Origin of the sequence: Bacillus sp. N5-665, from assembly GCF_022637375.2 — a bacterium.
GTDB classification, from domain to species: domain Bacteria; phylum Bacillota; class Bacilli; order Bacillales; family Bacillaceae_G; genus Bacillus_A; species Bacillus_A wiedmannii.
The window spans coordinates 4,334,675-4,355,529 of record NZ_CP093325.1 but is presented as its reverse complement, the minus strand read 5'-3'; the positions used below and the strand labels follow the sequence as shown (position 1 = coordinate 4,355,529).

Sequence of the window (20,855 nt, the reverse complement as noted above, 5' to 3'; positions counted from 1 at the left end):
TTTAAACTATCTTATTGCTTTTGAGAAAAACGGGGAGGTGCTTGACTATGGGACGTTATGTATTAAAACGTTTCGTGTACATGGCTTTGACATTATTTTTAATTACTACACTGACTTTCTTTTTGATGAAATTACTTCCGGGTTCTCCGCTTAAAAACCAGGAGAAACTATCACCGGCACAAAAAGAAATCATTCTTGAAAAATATGGTTTAAATGATCCAGTACCAGTTCAATATGCACGTTACTTAGGTAACTTAGCAAAAGGTGATTTAGGGGTATCATTCCAATATGATAACCGTCCAGTAACAGATATGATTGTGGATCGCATTGGACCATCAGCACAACTTGGTTTACAGGCGATTATATTAGGAACATTTATCGGTTTAATTTTAGGAATCGTTGCGGCACTTCGTAACAATACGTGGGTCGATTATGGGGCGACAATTATTTCCGTACTCGGGATGTCGGTACCATCGTTCGTATTCGCCGCATTACTACAATATTTCGTAGGGGTAAAACTTGGATGGTTCCCAGTAGCATTCTGGAAAGGACCAGAGTTTACCGTAATGCCTACAATCGCTTTATCGATGGCAGTTATCGCAACAATCGCACGTTTCGCTCGTGCAGAGTTAATTGAAGTTATGCAAGCTGACTACATTTTAACAGCGAAAGCGAAAGGAATTAGCCAAGGCGTTATCATTATCAAACACGCACTTCGTAACGCGTTAATTCCAGTTGTAACAATTTTAGGACCAATGGTTGCAGGTTTAATTACAGGGACATTAGTTATTGAGCAAATATATGCTGTACCAGGACTGGGGGAACAGTTCGTTAAATCTATTACAGTAAATGACTATACAGTTATTATGGGAACTACAATTTTCTATAGTGCGATTTTCATCTTAGTTATTTTCATTGTCGATATTTTATACGGAATTATTGATCCTCGAATTCGTTTAGCGGGAGGGAAAAAATGATGAAAGATGTACAAAAATTATCTCCAGATTTATTTCAACAAGCCAATCAAAATAATGTGGATAATGAAGTCATTGCCCGTCCAAGCTTAACGTTTTGGCAAGATGTAAGAAGACGTTTGTTCCAACATAAAGGAGCGATGTTCGGTTTCGTTTTATTAGCGCTTATTATATTACTAGCAGTTTTAGGACCGATGGTAAGTAAGCATTCTTATAAAGAGCAAGACTTAGGTCGTGCGAAATTACCACCGAAAATTCCTGTTATTGAAAATGTTCATTGGCTACCATTTGACGGTACAGATCAATATGGTGTTGACCAATATGAAAAACGTGATATTAAAGAGTATTTCTGGTTTGGTACAGATGATCTTGGACGCGATTTATGGACAAGAACATGGGAAGGTACGCGTGTATCATTATATATCGCTCTTTTAGCAGCGGCGATTGACTTAGTAATTGGAGTTGCTTATGGAGGTATTTCAGCGTTCTATGGCGGTAGAGTAGATAATATTATGCAACGTATTATGGAGATTATTAACGGTATTCCATACTTAATCATCGTTATTTTAATGGTAATCATTATGGGATCTGGTATATGGTCAATTACACTCGCAATGGCGATTACAGGTTGGATAGGGATGTCGCGTATCGTTCGTGGACAAATCCTGAAATTAAAAAATCAAGAATACGTATTAGCATCTCGTACATTAGGTGCAACAAATACACAGTTAATTGTAAAACACTTAATCCCGAACGTAATGGGACCAATTATCGTAATGACAATGTTTACAATTCCAACAGCAGTGTTTGGTGAGGCGTTCTTAAGCTTTATCGGTTTAGGTATTCAGCCACCATTCGCATCACTTGGTTCTCTTGTAAACGATGGTTATAAATCAATTCAAACGTATCCACATATGATGTTCATCCCAGCGGTTGTCATCAGTATGTTAATCTTAGCATTCAACTTAATGGCAGACGGATTACGCGACGCGTTAGATCCAAAAATGCGTAAGTAAAAGAGGGGAGAAGTAAAAATGAAAACATTGCTAGAGGTAAAAGATTTGCAAGTCTCCTTTGATACACATGCAGGTGAAGTACAAGCTGTACGCGGTGTTACTTTTGATTTGAAAAAAGGAGAAACATTAGCGATTGTAGGAGAATCTGGTTCTGGTAAATCAGTTACTTCTAAAGCGTTAATGGGATTAATTCCGAATCCTCCAGGACGTATTAAAAACGGTGAAATCGTATTTGAAGGTCGTGACTTAACGAAATTAACAGAAAAAGAAATGCAACAAGTGCGCGGTAAAGATATCGCGATGATTTTCCAAGATCCAATGACATCATTAAACCCAACGATGACCATTGGAAATCAAATTATGGAAGGCCTTATTAAACACCAAGGGATGAGTAAAGCAGATGCACGTAAAGTTGCGTTAGAATTAATCGACCTTGTAGGTATTCCGAATCCAGAAGCGCGCTTAAAACAATATCCTCACCAATTCTCAGGTGGTATGAGACAGCGTGTAGTTATTGCGATGGCGTTAGCTTGTAACCCGAAATTATTAATTGCCGATGAGCCGACAACAGCGTTAGACGTTACAATTCAGGCGCAAATTTTAGAGCTTATGAAAGACATTCAGCAAAAAACAGAAGCGGCAATCATTTTCATTACGCATGACTTAGGTGTAGTGGCAAACGTTGCGGACCGCGTAGCAGTTATGTACGCTGGTAAAGTTGTTGAAATTGGAACGGTTGATGAAATTTTCTACAATCCAAAACATCCGTACACTTGGGGCCTAATCGCATCTATGCCAAGTTTAGATGGTTCAGAAGAAGAGTTATATGCAATCCCTGGAACGCCTCCAGATTTATTAAAGCCGCCAAAGGGAGATGCTTTTGCACCACGTAACCCGCAGGCACTGAAAATTGATTTTGAAATGGACCCACCTTTATTTAAAGTAAGTGATACACACTACGCGGCAACTTGGTTACTTCACGAGCAAGCTCCAGAAGTAAGACCGCCGGCAGTTGTTGAAAAACGCATTCTTCAAATGAAAGCAGGTGAACAACATGACTAAACAACGTGAGAAATTAATTGAAGTAAAAAATGTAAAGCAGCACTTCGACGTGAGTGGTGGTGTTGTCAAAGCGGTTAATGATATTTCATTTGATATTTACCGCGGAGAGACATTTGGTCTTGTAGGAGAATCAGGTTGTGGTAAATCGACAACTGGAAGAACGATTATTCGTTTATATGATGCAACTGCTGGTGAAGTATTGTTCGATGGTGAAAATGTACATGGTAAAAAATCACGCGCACAACTGAAGAAGTTCAACCGTAAAATGCAAATGATTTTCCAAGATCCATATGCATCATTAAACCCTCGTATGACAGTAGGGGATATTATTGCAGAAGGTATTGATATTCACGGATTAGCAAAAGGCAAAAAAGAGCGTATGGACCGTGTTCATGAATTATTAATCACAGTTGGTTTAAATAAAGAGCACGCAAACCGTTTCCCGCATGAATTCTCAGGTGGACAACGTCAACGTATCGGTATCGCTCGCGCACTTGCTGTAGAACCTGAATTTATCATTGCCGATGAGCCAATCTCAGCACTTGATGTTTCAATCCAGGCGCAAGTTGTAAACTTACTGAAAAAGTTACAAAAAGAAAAAGGTTTAACATACTTATTCATTGCCCATGATTTATCAATGGTAAAATACATTAGTGATCGCATCGGCGTAATGTACCGTGGTCAAATCGTTGAGCTAACAACAAGTGAAGAGTTATATGCGAATCCAATTCATCCATATACGAAATCACTATTATCAGCAATTCCGCTTCCAGATCCAGATTATGAGCGCAATCGTAAACGTATCGTATACGATCCATCTCAGCATGATTATGCTAGTGAAGCACCAACAATGCGTGAAATTCGCCCAGGACATTTCGTATTATGTTCTGAAGCAGAGTATAAGAAATATAAAGAGATTTATCAATAAGAAAAAGAGCCATTCTTCCGCTACAGAAGGATGGCTCTTTTTCTATTCTATAAACAGTTGTATTGTTAACATTTGTCGGTAAGTGAATATAAATGTTATTTTCCGATGAATGCATTTTAATTAAACGAGTATTACTGTGCCTGAACAGAAACACTCTCCTCTTGTTCTTCAGGTTTAACGAGTGCATAACGTTCCCACGCTCTACTTTTCCAGCGGAAGAACATAATGATGGCACGTGTCCATTCATCAATAGCAATCGCTAGCCAAATACCAACGAGCCCCATATCTAAATGGAAGGCGAAAAAGTAGCCGAGTGGTAAACTCATTAACACCATAGAGAATGCACCGATTAAAACGGGGTACTTTGCATCACCAGCTGCGCGAAGTGAATTTATAATGACGATATTCATTGTACGTCCCGTTTCAAGTAGTACACTTAGTAAAAGAACTGATGCACCTAACGTAATAATGTGCGGATTATCTGTAAATAGTCCCATTAATTGTGTACGGAATGTAATAACGAGAGCGACCATACATAAAGTGACTCCAATTGCCCACTTTACACTTTTCCATACGCGTTCATACGCTTCGTCTTTTTCACCACCGCCAACGAGGCGTCCGATAATAATGGCTGTTCCCATACCGATCGCAATCGCGAATAAATAAGTGAACATAGAAATGTTCGTAGCGTATTGTCTAGCCGCTAATGATTCCGTTCCTAAGTATGTTGCATAGTATAAGAAGACAATTTGACAAGCTTGATACATAACCTGCTCAAATGCAGATGGAATCCCGATCTTTAAAATTTTCCCGATGTATTCTTTAGATAAGGTGAAGTAATATTGTAATTTCACACGGTATTCCATAACGCGGTACAGTAACCAGAAGAAAACGATAAGTGCGATTAATCTGCTGACAGCAGAAGAAATGGCAGCCCCTTGTACACCGAGCTCTGGGAAACCAAATTTCCCAAAAATGAGTACGTAGTTTCCAGCGATATGAATAATATTCATTCCAAGTGAAATAAACATCGCTTGCTTTGTGAAGCCGTGTACGCGGATAATTGCAGCTAATGAATTAATAATAGCTTGAAGAAAAATAGCTCCTCCGACGATGGATAAATAGTTTTGTGCATACATGAGTACATCGCCTTGTAAGTTCATTGTCATCATCATATGTTTTGAAAATAATAGAAAACCAGCGCTTATAACGAGTCCGACCACTAAATTTAATGTGACGGCTAAAGCTGATATTTTAGATGCTTCCATAAAACGTTTGGAACCGAGGTATTGAGATACGACGATAGCTGCGCCGTTCCCGATGACTTCAAGTACCAAAATAGCGATATGGAGGTATTGATTCGCTGCACCAACCCCAGATACAGCATCGTCTGATAATGCACTTAACATGAAAGTATCAGCGATCCCCATTAACATAAATAGAAAAACTTCTAGAAAAATAGGCCATGTTAATAAGAATAAACTTAATTTCTCTGTCGGCCCGTTTTTTGCCTGAATTGCTGTCATGTCCGTCCCCTCTTTACCGATATCTATTTTTAGCAAAGTGTATCGTAACATACTTTCTTATCCTTTGCACTCATTTTAACCTACATATCTTTATTATGAAGGGAGCGCCATTTTATGATAAATAGAGAAGGATAATTATGCACAAAGTATTATGATATATAAAATTTATTTTTCTCTGATAATTTAGAAAAATATAAAAACAGTTATTATTAACACTTTAGTAAGGATAATCGGCAATATGAAACGTTTACAAAGGTTTATTTTTTTACAGAAAATTTTAATAAAATAGAAATATAAATATACAAAAAATATATTTGTATGTATAATATGAATTGTTAGAACATATATATATTTCTATTTGTTTGAAAATGAAAGGGCTAACATTTTTTGTGGAGGGTGGAAGTATGAAAAAAAAGATGCCAGTTTTTGTAGTATCAACAGTAGCGATGAGCATGATGTTAGGGGCATGTAGCTACCAAAAAGATGAGCCGCAAGCGAACGCAAAAGGGGATAGCGGGAAAAGCGGTGCGAAGCAAGTTATTAACTTAATTGAAACACAAGAAATTCCAACGATGGATCCAGCGTTATCAGCTGATGCAGTTTCTTCAAGAGTAATGACTAATACGATGGAAGGCTTATACAGTTTAGGAAAAGATGATAAGCTAGTTCCTGGTGTAGCGAAGGAATTCCAAAAGTCAGAAGACGGTAAAAAATATACATTTAAATTACGTGAAGACGCAAAATGGTCAAATGGTGAACCTGTGACGGCGAAGGATTTCGTATACGCATGGCAAAGAGCGATTAACCCAGATACAGCTGCGAAATCAGCGTACATTATGTATGATATAAAAAATGCAGAGAAAATTAATAAAAAAGAGATGAGTCCAGATCAATTAGGCGTAAAAGCGATTGATGATCATACATTAGAAGTGGAATTAGACAATTCAATTCCATACCTTGTAGATTTAATGGTATATCCAATCTTCTATCCTGTGAATGAAAAGTTTGTGAAAGAGCAAGGTACGAAGTTTGGTTTGGAAGCGAATACAACACTTTATAACGGACCATTTACATTAAGTGATTGGCAACATGAACGTAGCTTTAAAATGACAAAGAGCGCGTCATATTGGGACAATAAAGAAGTGAAGATTGAGGAAGTAAACTTTAATATTGTAAAAGATACGTCTACGCCAATTAATTTATATGAAACAAACGCAGTCGATCGAGCGACGTTATTAGCAGAGTTCATCGATAAATATAAAGGAAAACCAGATTTCCAAACAGTAGAAGATACATCTGTATTCTTCCTTCGTTTAAATCAAAAAGACCCAGCTTTAGCAAATAAAAATATTCGTAAAGCAATTTCACTTGCTTTTGAACGTAAGCCGTTCGTTGATACATTATTAAATAACGGTTCTAAGCCAGCAACAGGATTAATTCCTGATAACTTCATTAAAGGGCCAGATAAGAAAGACTTCCGTGCTGTAAATGGAGATATTGTAAAACCAAACGTGAAAGAAGCGAAGAAATATTGGGAAGCTGGTAAAAAAGAGCTTGGTAAAAATGAAATCGAATTAGAGTTATTAAATGAAGATGTTGAATTATCGAAGAAAACAGGTGAATATTTAAAAGGTGAATTAGAAAAGAATTTACCAGGTTTAACAGTGAAAATTAAACAACAACCATTTGCGCAAAAACTAAAACTAGAAGATGCGGGCGATTATGTGATGTCATTCTCTGGATGGAGTGCAGACTTCCCAGATCCAGTTACATACCTTGATATGTTTGTGACGGACGGATCGCAAAATAAAATGAAATACTCTAATCCGAAATATGATGAAATTATCATGAAAGCGAAGAAAGATGGAAGCGATGTAAATGCTCGTTGGAAAAACTTACTAGAAGCAGAGAAAATGTTACTTGATGACGCTGCAATTGTTCCAGTATATCAACGTGGTAGAGCATATATACAAAGGGAATCAATTAAAAATATGTACAACCATAAATATGGCGGCGATTTAAGCTTTAAATGGGCGTCAGTAGAGAAATAAGAAAAAAGCAGGTGATTGCCTGCTTTTTTTAATACGTACGTTTCTTATAAATACCTTTCCCGCCAACTTGATTCCAGCCGGATTGCACATCCAAACTTTTATTAACAAACTTCATCTTTTCTTTTCCGCCAAAGAGTTTTTCACCAATGCTATTTGTAATGACACCAATCAATGCTGTTATTCCGATGATGAGGGCAGCAACCGTGACAAAATCAATAAAAAAAGCAATCATTTGCAAATTCCCCCTTTGCCTGTCTGTATTTTTATTGTATGAGATAAAAGGTAAAAAAGAAAGAAATGTCAGAAAAATAATTGATTTATTTTAGAAATCGTATAGACATGAATGAGAATATTTGTTAAAATAAGAACAAATGTTCCTTTTAATTCTCAATTGTATAGTCTTACATTTCTTAATTGATTTATCAAGAAAAGGTAAGAAAACGTTCTCTTTTTTATAGGAAAGATTCTGGGAAAATAACTATATATCATATGAATAATCTATGAAAAGCAAGCGTTAAGAGGGTTGGAGGTATTGTTAAAGTACAGATGAAGTGAGTGTGATCATGTTACATAGCAGTGGAATACACGGAAGAGTTTTCTCAATTAGAAGGAAATTTACTGTATATTTCTTGCAAAATCTATTGTATAATGATTATAGAAGTTACTTATTAAAAGTAATTGTTGTTTGCTAAAAGTTGTTGCTTACATGAAATGCGATTTTTGCACTTTGTTTTAAGACAAGGTATCGCAAAAAATTGCTGAATTTAGAAATTTAAACTGTAATTAGTACAGAATTTGTACTCTTTAAGGAGAGTGAGCTTTGTATGGTAACATTATATAGTTCTCCAAGCTGTACGTCTTGTAGAAAGGCGAAATTATGGCTAGAGGAAAATCATATTCCTTATACAGAACGTAATATTTTCTCAGATCCATTAACGATTGAGGAAATTAAAGAGATTTTACGTATGACAGAAAGCGGAACGGATGAGATTATTTCTACTCGTTCGAAAGTTTTCCAAGAATTAAATGTAAACTTAGAGTCTTTACCACTTCAAGATTTATATAAGATGATTCGTGACTATCCAGGGATTTTACGTCGTCCAATTATGATTGACGAGAAACGCCTTCAAGTAGGTTACAATGAAGACGAAATCCGTCGTTTCTTACCACGTACAGTAAGAACGTTTCAATTACGTGAAGCACAGCGTCTTGTAAATTAATTATAATAATATGAAAACCTTCTACCTATTATATAGTAGAAGGTTTTTTTTAATGTTTCACGTTTCGTAATCGAACTTGTTGCACGATAATACCGATGCATAGAACAGTGAAAATGAATAAGAAAGGCATGCTTGTGGTGAAATTTGGATTATTATGAAAGAACGTTGCAAGCCTGTCTTCATGTGTAACCATTTTTCCTGCTGTATAGGCGAGAATCGCTGCTCCGCAATAAATGAGGAATGGAAAGCGTTCCATAAGTATTAAAATAAGTTTGCTACCCCAAATAATAATCGGGATAGAAATGAGTAAGCCGATTATTACGAGTAAAAATCTTCCGTGAGCTGCACCTGCAATGGCAATAACGTTGTCAAACCCCATAACGAGATCCGCGAATACAATTGTACGCACAGCTTGAAATAAAGTTGTTTTCCCCTGAATAGCAGAAAGATCGTTGCTATTATCAGTTAGTAAATTTACTGCAATTAATGTAAGTAAAACGCCCCCGATAAGTTGTAGAAATGGAATGTCGAGTAAATAGACAGCTAGTATAGTAAGGATAATTCTTAGTACGATTGCTAAAAGAGTACCAATCAAAATGGCTTTATTTCGTTTCGATTCAGGTAAATTTCGGCTAGCTAGTGCGATGACGATTGCGTTGTCACCACCTAATACAACATCGATACCGACAATCATTAGTACAGATGTTAAAAACTCTAAGTCCATTCGTCTGCCTCCATTTATGATGTTTTAATAAGCGAACTGTATGTATGTGGTGAAGAGAGAGACTAAATAATCTTCTCTAATAAAAGTTTCACTTTATTACAGTGTACGGGGGAGGGTGGAAATGTATGTCCAAATTTTTCATAAGTGAGAAATCGCTATAATGATATATTTGTGTAGGTGGTCGAATGAAGATAGGCATATAACTATTTTTGTAAAATAAATCGATTTTATTTCCATTCTGGAGAATCTTATCATAAAATGAGAGTACAAGAATCTATTGATTTGTCATATGAGTGGGGAATCCCTTCATAACAATTCTAAGCAGGAAGGGAGAGTTGTATTTTGGATATTGAAAGAATTAATGACCATACGATGAAATTTTTTATTACGTACATTGATATAGAGGATAGAGGGTTTAATCGTGAAGAAATTTGGTATGACCGCGAACGAAGTGAAGAGCTCTTTTGGGAGATGATGGACGAAGCTCGTGATCATGATGATTTCTTTATTGATGGACCGTTATGGATTCAAGTGCAAGCAGTCGATAAAGGGATTGAAGTACTTGTAACGAAAGCAGAGCTTTCAAAGGATGGACAAAAGCTAGAACTACCAATAGGTGTAGATAAAATTATAGACATTCCTCTAGATGAAGGCATTGAATCATTATTCCAGCAAGAATTAGTGGAAGAGGTAGAAGAACAAGCAGGAACAAACTTTAACGAAGATGGTACGTTTGGCTTTTTAATTAAGTTTAATGATTTTGAAGATGTAATTTCATTAAGCCACCGTCTTATCTTTGAAGATATAAAAGATGAGCTGTATTCATTTGAGAACCGCTATTATGTATATGTGGAATTCGATGAAGTGCTACATGATGAAGAAGAAATTGATCGTATTTTAAGTATTGTTTTAGAATACGGAGAAGAATCAACTTTAACAATTCATCGTGTAAGTGAGTATGGGAAACAAATTGTGAAAGAGCGTGCGCTTGAAACAATTCGCAATAATTTTCCTGCTAAAACGTAGGCCGATTTCTGTAGTATGAAATCGGCTTTTTATATGAAGAATAGGAAAGCTTTCTTAGTAAGGAGGTAAGAGATGAAAAATACATTAAAGTTGATTTTCTTTGTTCTACTATTGTTCGCATTATTTGTTTCGTTACGTATGTTTATTGATGTAGCATTTTATTCGGATGTAATTGGGATAAAAGATGTTTCGATTTTAGGTATTATTAGTATTTTATTTACGGTATCTGCATTTTTAATTGGCTGCGTTATTTTCTTAGAGAACCGTCATCCGTCTAAAACACTTACATGGCTCATTGTGTTAGGTATTTTTCCGGTATTTGGATTCTTCGCTTATTTATTATTTGGACAGAACTTTCGGAGGAAGAGAATGTTCCAAAAGAAGGCGTTGCTCGATGAACAAGCATTTTTACAGTATAAGGGGCATGAAGATTACGAAGAACGGATTTTGCGCAATCATAAGCATCAAGAGCTGTTATTTCGTTTAGCGGACCGCTTAGGCGCTTTAAATATTTCATTTCAAACTGAAACGAGAACATTAACAAATGGAGATGAAACGTTTCAGGCCATTTTAGATGGATTAAAACGAGCGAAACACCACATTCATATGGAATATTACATTGTGCGTGATGATAAGCTTGGAACAGAAATTAAAGATATTTTAATACAGAAATCAAAAGAAGGTGTTGTCGTTCGTTTTTTATATGATGCGGTTGGAAGTTTTAGATTATCGAATTCATATATTGAAGAATTGAATGATGCAGGAGTAGAAATGATTCCGTTTTTCCCTGTGCGCTTTCCGATTTTAAACGATAAGATTAATTATCGAAACCACCGGAAAATCGTTATTATTGATGGAAACGAAGGGTTTGTCGGTGGATTAAATATTGGTGATGAATATTTAGGAAAGGATAAATATTTCGGTTTTTGGCGAGACACGCATTTATATTTGCGTGGTGAAGCTGTTCAAAGCTTGCAACTTATTTTCCTTCAAGATTGGTTTTATATGACTGGTGAGGCTGTGCTGGCCCCTGAATATTTACAAGCGAAAGCAGTTGAGGGTGATCATTGGGGAGGCGTACAGCTCGTTGCAGGTGGACCAGATAATAAATGGGAAACAATTAAACATTTATACTTTGCCATGATTGCTTCTGCGCGGAAATCCATTTGGATTGCGACGCCGTATTTCATTCCGGATGATGATATTTTATCCGCATTAAAGGTAGCGGCACTTGCTGGTATTGATGTTCGTTTGTTAATGCCGAGTAAGCCTGATAAGCGCACCGTCTTTTACGCATCGAGATCGTACTTTCCAGAGCTTTTAGATGCAGGGGTAAAGATATATGAATACGAAAAAGGCTTTCTCCATAGTAAAGTTGTCATTGTCGATTCTGATTTAGCTTCAATTGGGACTGCTAATATGGATATGAGAAGTTTTCATTTGAACTTTGAAGTAAATGCCTTTTTATATGATACAGACAGCATTCGAAAACTTGTTCAAGATTATAAAGAGGATATAGAAGAATCAAGTGAAATTCATGTCGATCGTTTTCATAAAAGGCGTCTTCATAGACGAATTGTTGAATCGACGTATCGATTATTATCACCTTTATTATAAAAAGAGATGTCCGAAATTGGGACATCTCTTTTTTAAAAGGAATTTGTAATAAATTGTAGAATATAAGGAGCTGAAAGGGTGTGATTCCGATGTTTATCGCCAAAAGAGAAAACGGAGAAAAAATTCATCTACTCTATCATCATGATGAAGAGCTTTTACATCGTATGCGTAAAATGGAAAGCTTCTTTTGCATAGCTTGCGGGAAGGAAGTGCAAATGAAATTAGGGAAACAAAAAAGTTGGCATTTTGCTCATAAGAAAATGGACGCGTGTCTTGCCTTTTATGAAGCAGAATCTATGTATCATATGCACGGTAAAGAATTGTTATATAGGTGGTTCAAACGTCAAAACTTTCCTGTGTATATAGAGCACTATCTTCCAGAAATTCAGCAACGACCAGATATTTTCATAGAGAGAGCAGGGAGAACAATTGCGATTGAATACCAATGCGCCAATCTTTCTATAGAGCAGCTGTACAAACGAACCTATTCGTATTGGCGAGCTGGTATACAGGTCATTTGGATCATTGGTGGAAATCAATTGAAAAGGCAATCAGCATATTGGATGAAATTCTCCTCACTTATGGCTTTCTCCTTACAATCTTATCCTCAGCCATTTCTTATTTTCTTCTGTTCGAAACAAAAATCATTTATGAAATGCGCGTTTCTCACATATTATCTATTTACCAACTGAAACGACTACTTTTGAAATGCTCTTTTCTCCCGTCTCTTTCCGAAAAGAAACATTAGGTGAGGAATGGAAAAAGCGAAAGAGCTATTTTCGGCAAAATGCTCTGCCGATTTGGAATTACAATCATAAGTCACTATTACGCCTCTTATATCAATGTAAATGTACCCCAGCAAATTTTCCTTCTGAAATCGGTGTGCCACTCCCGTCCTCATTTGCTTTTCAAACAAATCCATTTATATGGCAAGCTTTTCTATATATAAAGTGTATAGGTGAGCTTGCGGTAGGGGATTGTATTTCCCTTCAATATGTATGTAGTTATGTGAAAATGTATGTGAAAAGGCGCATGCTCCCGTACTTTTCACGGCATATATGGAAAGTAGCAGTTGCTGAATATATGACATTTTTATGTTATACAGGTGTATTGCAGAAAGTAGGGACTTATAAGTACCGGAAAAAAAGAGAGGTAGTTATGTTAAAAACAGAGGAGGAAGTTATGAAATATGATGAAATTTGCTTAGCGTATGCCTTATCTTTATTTGAGGCAAAGTACAACATGAGAGAAGGAAAAGGGGATATAATAAAGACTGATCGTGAAGGAATTACATAAGAAAAATCGAATTGTATGTAAGTAGAGATATTTAAAGGAGGGCTTAAAGGATGTCTGAACAAAACACAGCAAAAACATTACCAGATCGCAAAGAAATTGAAGAATCAAGTACGTGGCGATTAGAAGATATTTTCCAAACAGATGCAGAATGGGAAAAAGAATTCCAAGCTATTAAAGAGCTATTACCGAAGTTAACTGAATTTAAAGGGAAACTTGGTGACTCTGCGAACAATTTACTTGAAGCATTGCAATATGAAGACGAAATTTCAATGCGATTAGGTAAGCTATATACATATGCACATATGCGTTACGATCAAGATACAACAAACTCTGTGTATCAAGCGTTAAATGACCGCGCAACAAATTTATATTCACAAGTATCTAGTAGCACAGCATATATTGTGCCTGAAATTTTATCGATTTCAGAAGATACACTGCAAACATTCTTGAAAGAAAATAGAGACTTAAGTGTATATGAACATGCATTAGAAGAAATTACGCGTCAACGCCCGCACGTATTATCTGAAGCGGAAGAGGCTCTATTAGCAGAAGCATCTGAAGTAATGAGTGCGTCAAGTAATACATTTGGTATGTTGAATAATGCGGATTTGAAATTCCCATCTATTAAAGGTGAGGATGGAGAAGAAGTGGAAATTACACATGGTCGTTACATTCAGTTTTTAGAAAGTGATGATCGTCGTGTGCGCGAAGATGCATTCAAAGCTGTATATGAAACATACGGGAAATATAAGAACACATTTGCAAGCACGTTAAGCGGAGCTGTGAAACGTAATAATTTCAATGCGCGTGTTCGTAAATACGATTCTGCACGTCAAGCTGCATTAAGTAATAATAATATTCCTGAAGCGGTGTATGATCAACTTGTTGAATCTGTAAATGATAATTTACACTTGCTACATCGTTACATTGATATTCGTAAGCGTGCACTAGGACTTGATGAGCTTCATATGTATGATTTATATACACCACTTGTACCAGAAGTGAAAATGAACGTGAAGTATGAAGAAGCACAAGACATGTTATTAAAGTCTTTAAACGTACTTGGTGATGAGTATGTTGACATTTTAAAAGAAGCATATGAAAATCGCTGGGTAGATGTGTATGAGAATAAAGGAAAGCGAAGCGGAGCATATTCATCTGGTGCATATGGAACAAATCCGTATATTTTAATGAACTGGCATGATAATGTAAATAATTTATATACACTTGCTCATGAGTTCGGTCATTCCGTGCATAGTTACTATACAAGAAAGACGCAGCCGCACGTATACGGTGATTATTCAATCTTCGTTGCGGAAGTAGCATCAACTTGTAATGAAGCACTTCTAAACGATTATTTATTAAAAACGACAGAAGATAAGAAAGAGCGTCTATACTTATTAAATCATTATTTAGAAGGATTCCGTGGTACTGTATTCCGTCAAACGATGTTCGCAGAGTTTGAGCATATTATTCATAAGAAAGTACAAGAAGGACATGCGGTTACGCCAGACATGTTAACGGAGATCTACTATGATTTAAATAAGAAATATTTCGGTGATGCTTTAGTAATCGATGAAGAAATTGGTTTAGAGTGGTCTCGTATTCCGCACTTCTACTACAACTATTACGTATACCAATACGCAACAGGATTTAGTGCAGCAACGGCTTTATCTAAACAAATTTTAGAAGAGGGGCAACCAGCAGTAGAACGTTACATTAATGAGTTCTTAAAAGCAGGAAGCTCAGATTATCCAATTGAAGTGCTGAAAAAAGCTGGAGTAGATATGGCATCTCCAGAACCGGTAAAAGAAGCGCTACAAGTATTTGAAGAGAAATTAAATGAATTAGAAGCATTATTATTTGAAGAGAAGTAATTGTAAAGACGAGGAATTTACCTCGTCTTTTTTTGTTTTAAATATTTTTGTCGATATTTGTCGAAAAAATAAGGTGAATTTCTTTCTTTTTTCTAAATTAGAAGGCATTTTTACAGGTGATTTTTGTAGTTAAAACCCTTTAAATCGTTTTTTATGGTTGAAATAAGAGAGAGCGATGACAATGACTACAAATAAAAGAGGGAAGGCAATAATTTTAGGAAAAGCTTGTAGTAGAGAGAGGATGTACAAGAAAAAAGAAACGATGACAGCTAGTAAGATAAGTAAAATATACGTTTTTTTCATACAGAACACCTCCAAAATAGCTTTTTTATAGCTTATTCAGAAATGAAAACGTTTAGAATGTGACAAAAGTGTGAAATTCGACAAAAGGGGTTGTCATCTGACGTCGAATCTTGTAATATAATAAGCGTGAACGAATTCACATACAAACATATACCCCTTTGTTTGAACGTGAAAATTTCTCCCATCCCCTTTAATATTTTTATAAGCCGTAAAGAAGAAGACCTGGTGTTTTACACCAGGTCTTTTTCTTTTGCTATCCATTTCCAATAACGCTCACATTTTACGTCAATCATTTGTACTTTTCGTTTCAGTTGTAATTTTTTCAGTTCACGCTCGATCTCTTGCTGTGAGCAGTCATATATAAATGCTACTTCTTTTGAAGATATAAATTGCGTTGCTTCTAGTAACACTTCTAAAGGTGGTAATGGTTCTGGCTCAATTTCACATTTTACAAGTTCCTTCAATAATTGTACGTATACGTCGTAGGAATAAGTTCCAGCGATTTTAATACCTTCTTCATCTGAATTCGCATGAAAGAATACGAGAGAAGGTATTTCTGTAATATGCATCTCATTTGTAAATTTTAAGTCACATTGGAAAGCTTTTTTTGCGCTAGCGGAATGTAGGTCTTTTTTAAATTCTTCTACATCAATATCGCTATCTCTTGCACATGCAAGTAATAATTCACAGTCAGGGTTTGATACATTTTCAAGGAAAATGTATTCTTGGAGTTTTCGCAAAAACTTCGAACCTGCTTTTCGGCCCTGTAACTCCGCTGCCTTAATTGCCATCGAAACTAAATATGGTGTTGACGATGCTTCTTGCATATGTACCTTTCCATCACATGAAAAACCTTGTAAACTTGTTGTCTTTTCCCACACAAATCGAATATTAGCAGGTTTATTCCATTTGTGTGAGGAAGCGTTCGTTCCGTCCACTTTTCCAGTTACGATATGACGAATAGAGAAGTATTTCCCGTATTCAAGCCATAGTTTAATAATAAAGGGCTCAATTTCCCAGCAATCTTTACAAAGTGGATCAATAAATAAATATGCTTCTACAGACTTATGCTCACATGCGGAAGGAGATGGCATATTTATATGCTTTGCTTCCTGCTTATCCATTACACTTCACCTGTTTCGTTTGGAGTATTAACCATATGCTGAGCAGTTAACGCTAAACGTTCAAAAACGAACTCTCTTATATGACCGTGCACTCCTGTGTCATCCATTGCTTGCTCCATACATGATAGCCAAGCCTCTGCTCGTTTTGGAGTAATTTCAAACGGAAGATGGCGTGCTCTTAACATAGGATGACCATGTTCTTCAGTGTACAAATTAGGACCACCTAAATATTGCGTTAAAAATTGTTTCTGCTTCCTAGCGGTTTCTGTTAAATCATCCGGGAAGATGGGAGAGAGGTCAGGGTGTTTACTGACATAGGAATAAAACGTGTCTACTAATATTGCAATGCATTGTTCACCGCCAATTGCTTCAAATGGTGTCATCGGTTGCTTGCTCATCCTTTATAAACTCCTTTTTCCATGAAATGTATATCTATTGTAGCAATGGAATGTTCTAGAGGGCAAATAAACAGCCTTCATAACGTTCTTTGCTTATTTTTCAAATGTAAAAGAATCTTTTCCTTTTAAAAAGTGAGATATATCCACTAGTAGAACGTATTCACTAGTGGAATTTTCACTTTAGCGTGCTTTGTTTTGTTTGGCAAGGAAAAAGCGTTTTACTTTATTATTTGTATGACGGATTGGTATGTCGTGCTGTTTTAATAAATGAATAAATGCAGCTTTTCCTGTTTCTTCATCTTGCACTTCAAATTCAATTTCATAATCATCGTGATTGTAATAGAAACTATGATCAAAGACAAGCGTTCCGCCTTCAAATAGTGTTTCGGCTCTTTCAGTTGTTAAACTACCCATATAAGTTAAAGTGGAAACAGGAATTTGTAATTTGTGTAGTTGATCCATTACAGCCCCTGAAATGATTACGTTTGTTTCCATCATCATTCTTGCTTCGGCTTCTGTTACGACTTGATGCGTTTCTAACAAGCCGACTTCTGCAGGTTGTTTCAATGTTAATGTATAAGTTTCTCCTTTATGACGAATACGAAGTGCAGAGCCAGCTTCTTTTAACGAGAAGCCCGGTGTTTCAAAGTAGTGATTCACCTGTTCCGTAAATACTTCAATAGAGAATGATTTACATAATGTATCGAATTCTTCTTCTGTAACAATATTTTTAAATTCAATTTCAATTTCTTGTGTCATTGTATGCGCGCTCCTTTTAAAAAATAATTCTTTACACATTATCGCTTTTTCATAAATTTGGTTCAATGTTTTATTTGTTTGCGTCCATGTTATGATACAATAATACTGTTAAGTAAGACAGGAAGTTGAGATGGAGGAGTTAGAGCATGCAAAATAAAATTCAAGTTAAGAGCGTAGAAAAGAGAGAGAATGCGCTTATTTTTTGTGCGGAAAATAGTGAAATAGAGGTAAAGGAGTTAAGTGCGCGTAATCACGTACTTGTAGACTCAGACAATTTATCATTTTTATATATTTTAGAAAACGAATCATCTTTCATTTATGTAAGTATTCCGCACACATGCTGGGAAGCAATGCATGAAGCGATGAATAACGATATAGTAATGTTCGTTCGTGTGAATGACGTTGAAATGGAATTAGAAAATTTAAAAGAAGAAGTAGAATATTTAGTTGAAAATATTGAAGGTAATGCAAATTACGGAGAAGAACTAGTAACTGCTGTAGAAAAAGTATTTCTATAAGCAAATGGATTGATTTTGGTGGTGGTTGAAATGAATCGAAATTGGGAAGAATTTTTAGCACCTTACCATCAAGCGGTGGCAGAGCTGAAAGTGAAACTAAAAGGAATGCGTACTCAATTTGCAATGTTAACAGAGCATTCTCCAATTGAGTTTGTAACAGGAAGGGTAAAGTCGGTTGCTAGTATTATTGATAAAGCGGAGAAGAGAAATGTACCGCTAGATCGGCTGAGAGAAGATATGCAAGACATCGCGGGCCTTCGAATGATGTGTCAATTTGTTGATGAGATTAAGCCTGTTGTAGAATATCTTCGAAAACGAAATGACTTTGAAATCGTGGAAGAACGTGATTATGTCACGCAAAAGAAAGATAGCGGCTATCGCTCTTATCACGTTGTCATTAGTTACCCCGTTCAAACGATTCAGGGAGAAAAAAAAGTATTGGTAGAAATCCAAATACGCACGTTAGCAATGAATTTTTGGGCAACAATTGAGCATTCTTTAAATTATAAATATAGTGGACGTTTTCCTGAAGATATTAAAATACGCTTGCAACGCGCAGCGGAAGCGGCGTTTTTATTAGATGAAGAAATGTCTTCTATTCGTCTTGAGATTCAAGAAGCGCAGAAAGCTTTTTCAAGAAAACAAGAAACGAAAGATTCCGAATCATAAACTAAAGGGTGTTGGGCGATGAAATTTACAATTATGTCAAAGGGAGATCAATCATCAGATACACTGGCAAGCACGATGAAAGAATACTTGCTAGATTTTGGATTTATAATGGATGAAAAGGAACCCGATATTGTAATTTCTGTTGGGGGAGATGGAACGCTTTTATATGCGTTTCATCGTTATTATAATCGATTGGATGAAACAGCATTTGTTGGTGTACATACAGGGCATTTAGGTTTCTATGCAGATTGGTTACCGACAGAAGTAGAGAAATTAGTAATTGCAATTGCTAAAACACCATTCCAAGTGGTGGAATATCCGCTTTTAGAAGTGATTATTCGCTATGTGAATGGGAGTAAAGAATCACAGTATTTGGCGATGAATGAAGCAACTGTAAAAAGTGCAGAAGGTACATTAGTAACAGAAGTAGAAATACGCGGAGAGTACTTTGAAACATTCCGCGGAGATGGCCTTTGTATTTCTACTCCTTCGGGAAGTACTGCGTATAATAAGGCGCTTGGCGGAGCGATTATTCACCCTTCTATTGAAGCGATTCAAATTGCAGAAATGGCATCTATTAATAACCGCGTGTTTCGTACTGTAGGCTCGCCACTCGTATTGCCGAAGCATCATACATGTGTGTTGAAGCCGGCTGCAGGAATGAACTTACAAATTACGGTGGACCATTTAACGATGGTTCATCAAGATGTGAAATCAATCCAGTATCGCGTTGCAAACGAGAAAGTACGATTTGTTCGTTTCCGTCCGTTCCCGTTCTGGAAACGGGTTCGTGACTCGTTTGTTGCAGATAAATAGAAAGGGTTTATATATTTGAACAGATTTACATTGAAATGGGATATTGAATCGGCCGAAGAGGGAACTTTAGTTAGAGAATTTTTAAAAACAAAAGGGATTTCTAAAGCCGCCTTAACGGATATAAAATTTCGCGGCGGAGCTATTGAAGTAAATAATCAACATGCGAGTGTTCGTCATCAGTTGCAAGCTGGTGAAGAATTACGTGTCTTTTTTCCAGTGGAAGAAAGAAGTGAAGGGATGATTAAAGAAGATATCCCTTTATGTATTGTATATGAAGATGATGCGGTTCTTGTCATAAACAAAGAGGCGAACATGTCAACGATTCCGTCTAGAGAACATCCGGCAGGGAGTGTTGCGAATGCGCTCTTATCTCATTATGATAAGCAGCATCTTGCAAGTACAGTGCACATCGTAACAAGATTAGATCGTGATACTTCAGGGCTTATGCTTATTGCAAAAAATCGTTTCGTGCATCATCTTTTATCGAAACAGCATCAACAAAAAGCTGTGAAAAGAACATATGAAGCAATTGTTCACGGTGAGATGATAGAACGAGAAGGAACGATTGATGCACCGATTGGACGAAAATCGGATAGCATTATTGAGCGAACCGTTTGTGAAAATGGGCAAAGAGCAGTTACTCATTTTAGAGTGATGGATAGCGCCAATCACAAGACGCATGTATCACTTGAGCTTGAGACCGGAAGAACGCATCAAATTCGTGTACATATGGCTCATATAGGCCACCCGTTACTTGGTGATGATTTATATGGAGGACGAAGAGATGTGATAAAACGTCAAGCACTTCATAGTACATCTTTGACTTTTTATCATCCTATTTTAGAGAAGGAAATGTCTTTCACTACAACGATTCCAAGCGATATGGAAGAGGTATTAAGGCATACTTAAAAAGGGAACAAAATTCTTATGTAACGAAGAATTTTGTTCCCT

20 protein-coding genes and 1 pseudogene are annotated in these 20,855 nt (G+C 36.4%); 14 read left to right on the top strand and 7 right to left on the bottom strand.

Annotated features, from left to right (window positions below):
* Window positions 1-47: 47 nt before the first annotated feature.
* From opp3b to MNO09_RS24945, 4 genes are read left to right on the top strand one after another with little or no spacing between them, the layout of a single operon-like run.
* A complete protein-coding gene (gene opp3b / locus MNO09_RS24960) occupies window positions 48-977 on the top strand; it encodes an oligopeptide ABC transporter permease (RefSeq protein WP_000534165.1) in 930 nt (309 codons plus the stop codon).
* Window positions 974-1,990, top strand: coding sequence for an oligopeptide ABC transporter permease (gene opp3C, locus MNO09_RS24955; protein ID WP_000974097.1), 1,017 nt, complete (start codon window positions 974-976; stop codon window positions 1,988-1,990). Before opp3b ends, opp3C begins: the two co-directional genes overlap by 4 nt.
* An 18-nt stretch (window positions 1,991-2,008) precedes the next feature.
* Complete coding sequence (locus tag MNO09_RS24950; protein ID WP_000854348.1) at window positions 2,009-3,052, top strand: ABC transporter ATP-binding protein; 1,044 nt, start codon at window positions 2,009-2,011, stop codon at window positions 3,050-3,052.
* On the top strand, window positions 3,045-3,980 hold the full coding sequence (locus MNO09_RS24945) for an ABC transporter ATP-binding protein (protein ID WP_000166352.1): 936 nt from the start codon (window positions 3,045-3,047) through the stop codon (window positions 3,978-3,980). The genes MNO09_RS24950 and MNO09_RS24945 overlap by 8 nt, the downstream gene beginning before the upstream one ends.
* Window positions 3,981-4,111: 131 nt before the next feature.
* Here the strand turns inward: MNO09_RS24945 and MNO09_RS24940 are convergent, their stop codons facing one another.
* Window positions 4,112-5,557, bottom strand: coding sequence for an MATE family efflux transporter (locus MNO09_RS24940; protein ID WP_002096798.1), 1,446 nt, complete (start codon window positions 5,555-5,557; stop codon window positions 4,112-4,114).
* 353 nt (window positions 5,558-5,910) lie between these two features.
* Between MNO09_RS24940 and MNO09_RS24935 the strand changes: the two genes are divergently transcribed.
* Window positions 5,911-7,557 carry a peptide ABC transporter substrate-binding protein gene (locus MNO09_RS24935; RefSeq protein ID WP_000728618.1) on the top strand — a complete coding sequence of 549 codons (1,647 nt, stop codon included), beginning with the start codon at window positions 5,911-5,913 and terminating at the stop codon, window positions 7,555-7,557.
* Between the two features lie 28 nt (window positions 7,558-7,585).
* On the opposite strand, the gene MNO09_RS24930 is transcribed toward MNO09_RS24935, so the two are convergent.
* Complete coding sequence (locus MNO09_RS24930; RefSeq protein WP_000559978.1) at window positions 7,586-7,789, bottom strand: hypothetical protein; 204 nt, start codon at window positions 7,787-7,789, stop codon at window positions 7,586-7,588.
* A 592-nt stretch (window positions 7,790-8,381) separates the two neighbouring features.
* On the opposite strand from MNO09_RS24930, the gene spx reads away from it, so the two are divergent.
* Entirely contained in the window at window positions 8,382-8,777 is a 396-nt protein-coding gene (gene spx, locus MNO09_RS24925) for a transcriptional regulator Spx (RefSeq protein ID WP_000258267.1), read from the top strand.
* A 49-nt stretch (window positions 8,778-8,826) separates the two neighbouring features.
* Here the strand turns inward: spx and MNO09_RS24920 are convergent, their stop codons facing one another.
* On the bottom strand, window positions 8,827-9,501 hold the full coding sequence (locus tag MNO09_RS24920) for a TerC family protein (protein ID WP_000362605.1): 675 nt from the start codon (window positions 9,499-9,501) through the stop codon (window positions 8,827-8,829).
* A 342-nt stretch (window positions 9,502-9,843) separates the two neighbouring features.
* Between MNO09_RS24920 and mecA the strand changes: the two genes are divergently transcribed.
* The 4 genes and pseudogenes from mecA to pepF all read left to right on the top strand — a co-directional run bounded on the left by mecA (window position 9,844) and on the right by pepF (window position 15,317).
* Entirely contained in the window at window positions 9,844-10,527 is a 684-nt protein-coding gene (gene mecA / locus MNO09_RS24915) for an adaptor protein MecA (protein ID WP_000350712.1), read from the top strand.
* Between the two features lie 72 nt (window positions 10,528-10,599).
* The gene (gene cls / locus MNO09_RS24910; protein WP_000799207.1) at window positions 10,600-12,144 is read left to right on the top strand and encodes a cardiolipin synthase; all 1,545 of its coding nucleotides are present in this window, start codon (window positions 10,600-10,602) and stop codon (window positions 12,142-12,144) included.
* A gap of 80 nt (window positions 12,145-12,224) precedes the next feature.
* A pseudogene (locus tag MNO09_RS24905) lies at window positions 12,225-13,440 on the top strand (competence protein CoiA).
* A 50-nt stretch (window positions 13,441-13,490) separates the two neighbouring features.
* A complete protein-coding gene (gene pepF / locus MNO09_RS24900; RefSeq protein ID WP_000003387.1) occupies window positions 13,491-15,317 on the top strand; it encodes an oligoendopeptidase F in 1,827 nt (608 codons plus the stop codon).
* Window positions 15,318-15,446: 129 nt separating this feature from the next.
* Here the strand turns inward: pepF and MNO09_RS24895 are convergent, their stop codons facing one another.
* From MNO09_RS24895 to MNO09_RS24880, 4 genes are all read right to left on the bottom strand, one after another.
* Window positions 15,447-15,620, bottom strand: a complete 174-nt coding sequence (locus tag MNO09_RS24895) for a hypothetical protein (RefSeq protein ID WP_002096793.1) — start codon at window positions 15,618-15,620, stop codon at window positions 15,447-15,449.
* 230 nt (window positions 15,621-15,850) lie between these two features.
* Window positions 15,851-16,744: a ClpXP adapter SpxH family protein gene (locus MNO09_RS24890; RefSeq protein WP_000360654.1), complete on the bottom strand. Its 894-nt coding sequence runs from the start codon at window positions 16,742-16,744 to the stop codon at window positions 15,851-15,853.
* Window positions 16,744-17,142, bottom strand: a complete 399-nt coding sequence (locus MNO09_RS24885; protein ID WP_000043382.1) for a globin domain-containing protein — start codon at window positions 17,140-17,142, stop codon at window positions 16,744-16,746. Before MNO09_RS24885 ends, MNO09_RS24890 begins: the two co-directional genes overlap by 1 nt.
* 180 nt (window positions 17,143-17,322) lie before the next feature.
* Complete coding sequence (locus MNO09_RS24880; protein WP_070168542.1) at window positions 17,323-17,901, bottom strand: CYTH domain-containing protein; 579 nt, start codon at window positions 17,899-17,901, stop codon at window positions 17,323-17,325.
* A 146-nt stretch (window positions 17,902-18,047) separates the two neighbouring features.
* On the opposite strand from MNO09_RS24880, the gene MNO09_RS24875 reads away from it, so the two are divergent.
* The 4 genes from MNO09_RS24875 to MNO09_RS24860 are packed head-to-tail and all read left to right on the top strand — an operon-like array spanning window position 18,048 to window position 20,813.
* On the top strand, window positions 18,048-18,419 hold the full coding sequence (locus MNO09_RS24875; RefSeq protein ID WP_001180000.1) for a UPF0738 family protein: 372 nt from the start codon (window positions 18,048-18,050) through the stop codon (window positions 18,417-18,419).
* 30 nt (window positions 18,420-18,449) lie between these two features.
* Window positions 18,450-19,088, top strand: coding sequence for a GTP diphosphokinase (gene yjbM, locus MNO09_RS24870; protein ID WP_001081480.1), 639 nt, complete (start codon window positions 18,450-18,452; stop codon window positions 19,086-19,088).
* Between the two features lie 18 nt (window positions 19,089-19,106).
* The gene (locus MNO09_RS24865; protein ID WP_000673190.1) at window positions 19,107-19,904 is read left to right on the top strand and encodes an NAD kinase; all 798 of its coding nucleotides are present in this window, start codon (window positions 19,107-19,109) and stop codon (window positions 19,902-19,904) included.
* A gap of 15 nt (window positions 19,905-19,919) precedes the next feature.
* Complete coding sequence (locus MNO09_RS24860) at window positions 19,920-20,813, top strand: RluA family pseudouridine synthase (protein ID WP_001079117.1); 894 nt, start codon at window positions 19,920-19,922, stop codon at window positions 20,811-20,813.
* Window positions 20,814-20,855: the final 42 nt, after the last annotated feature.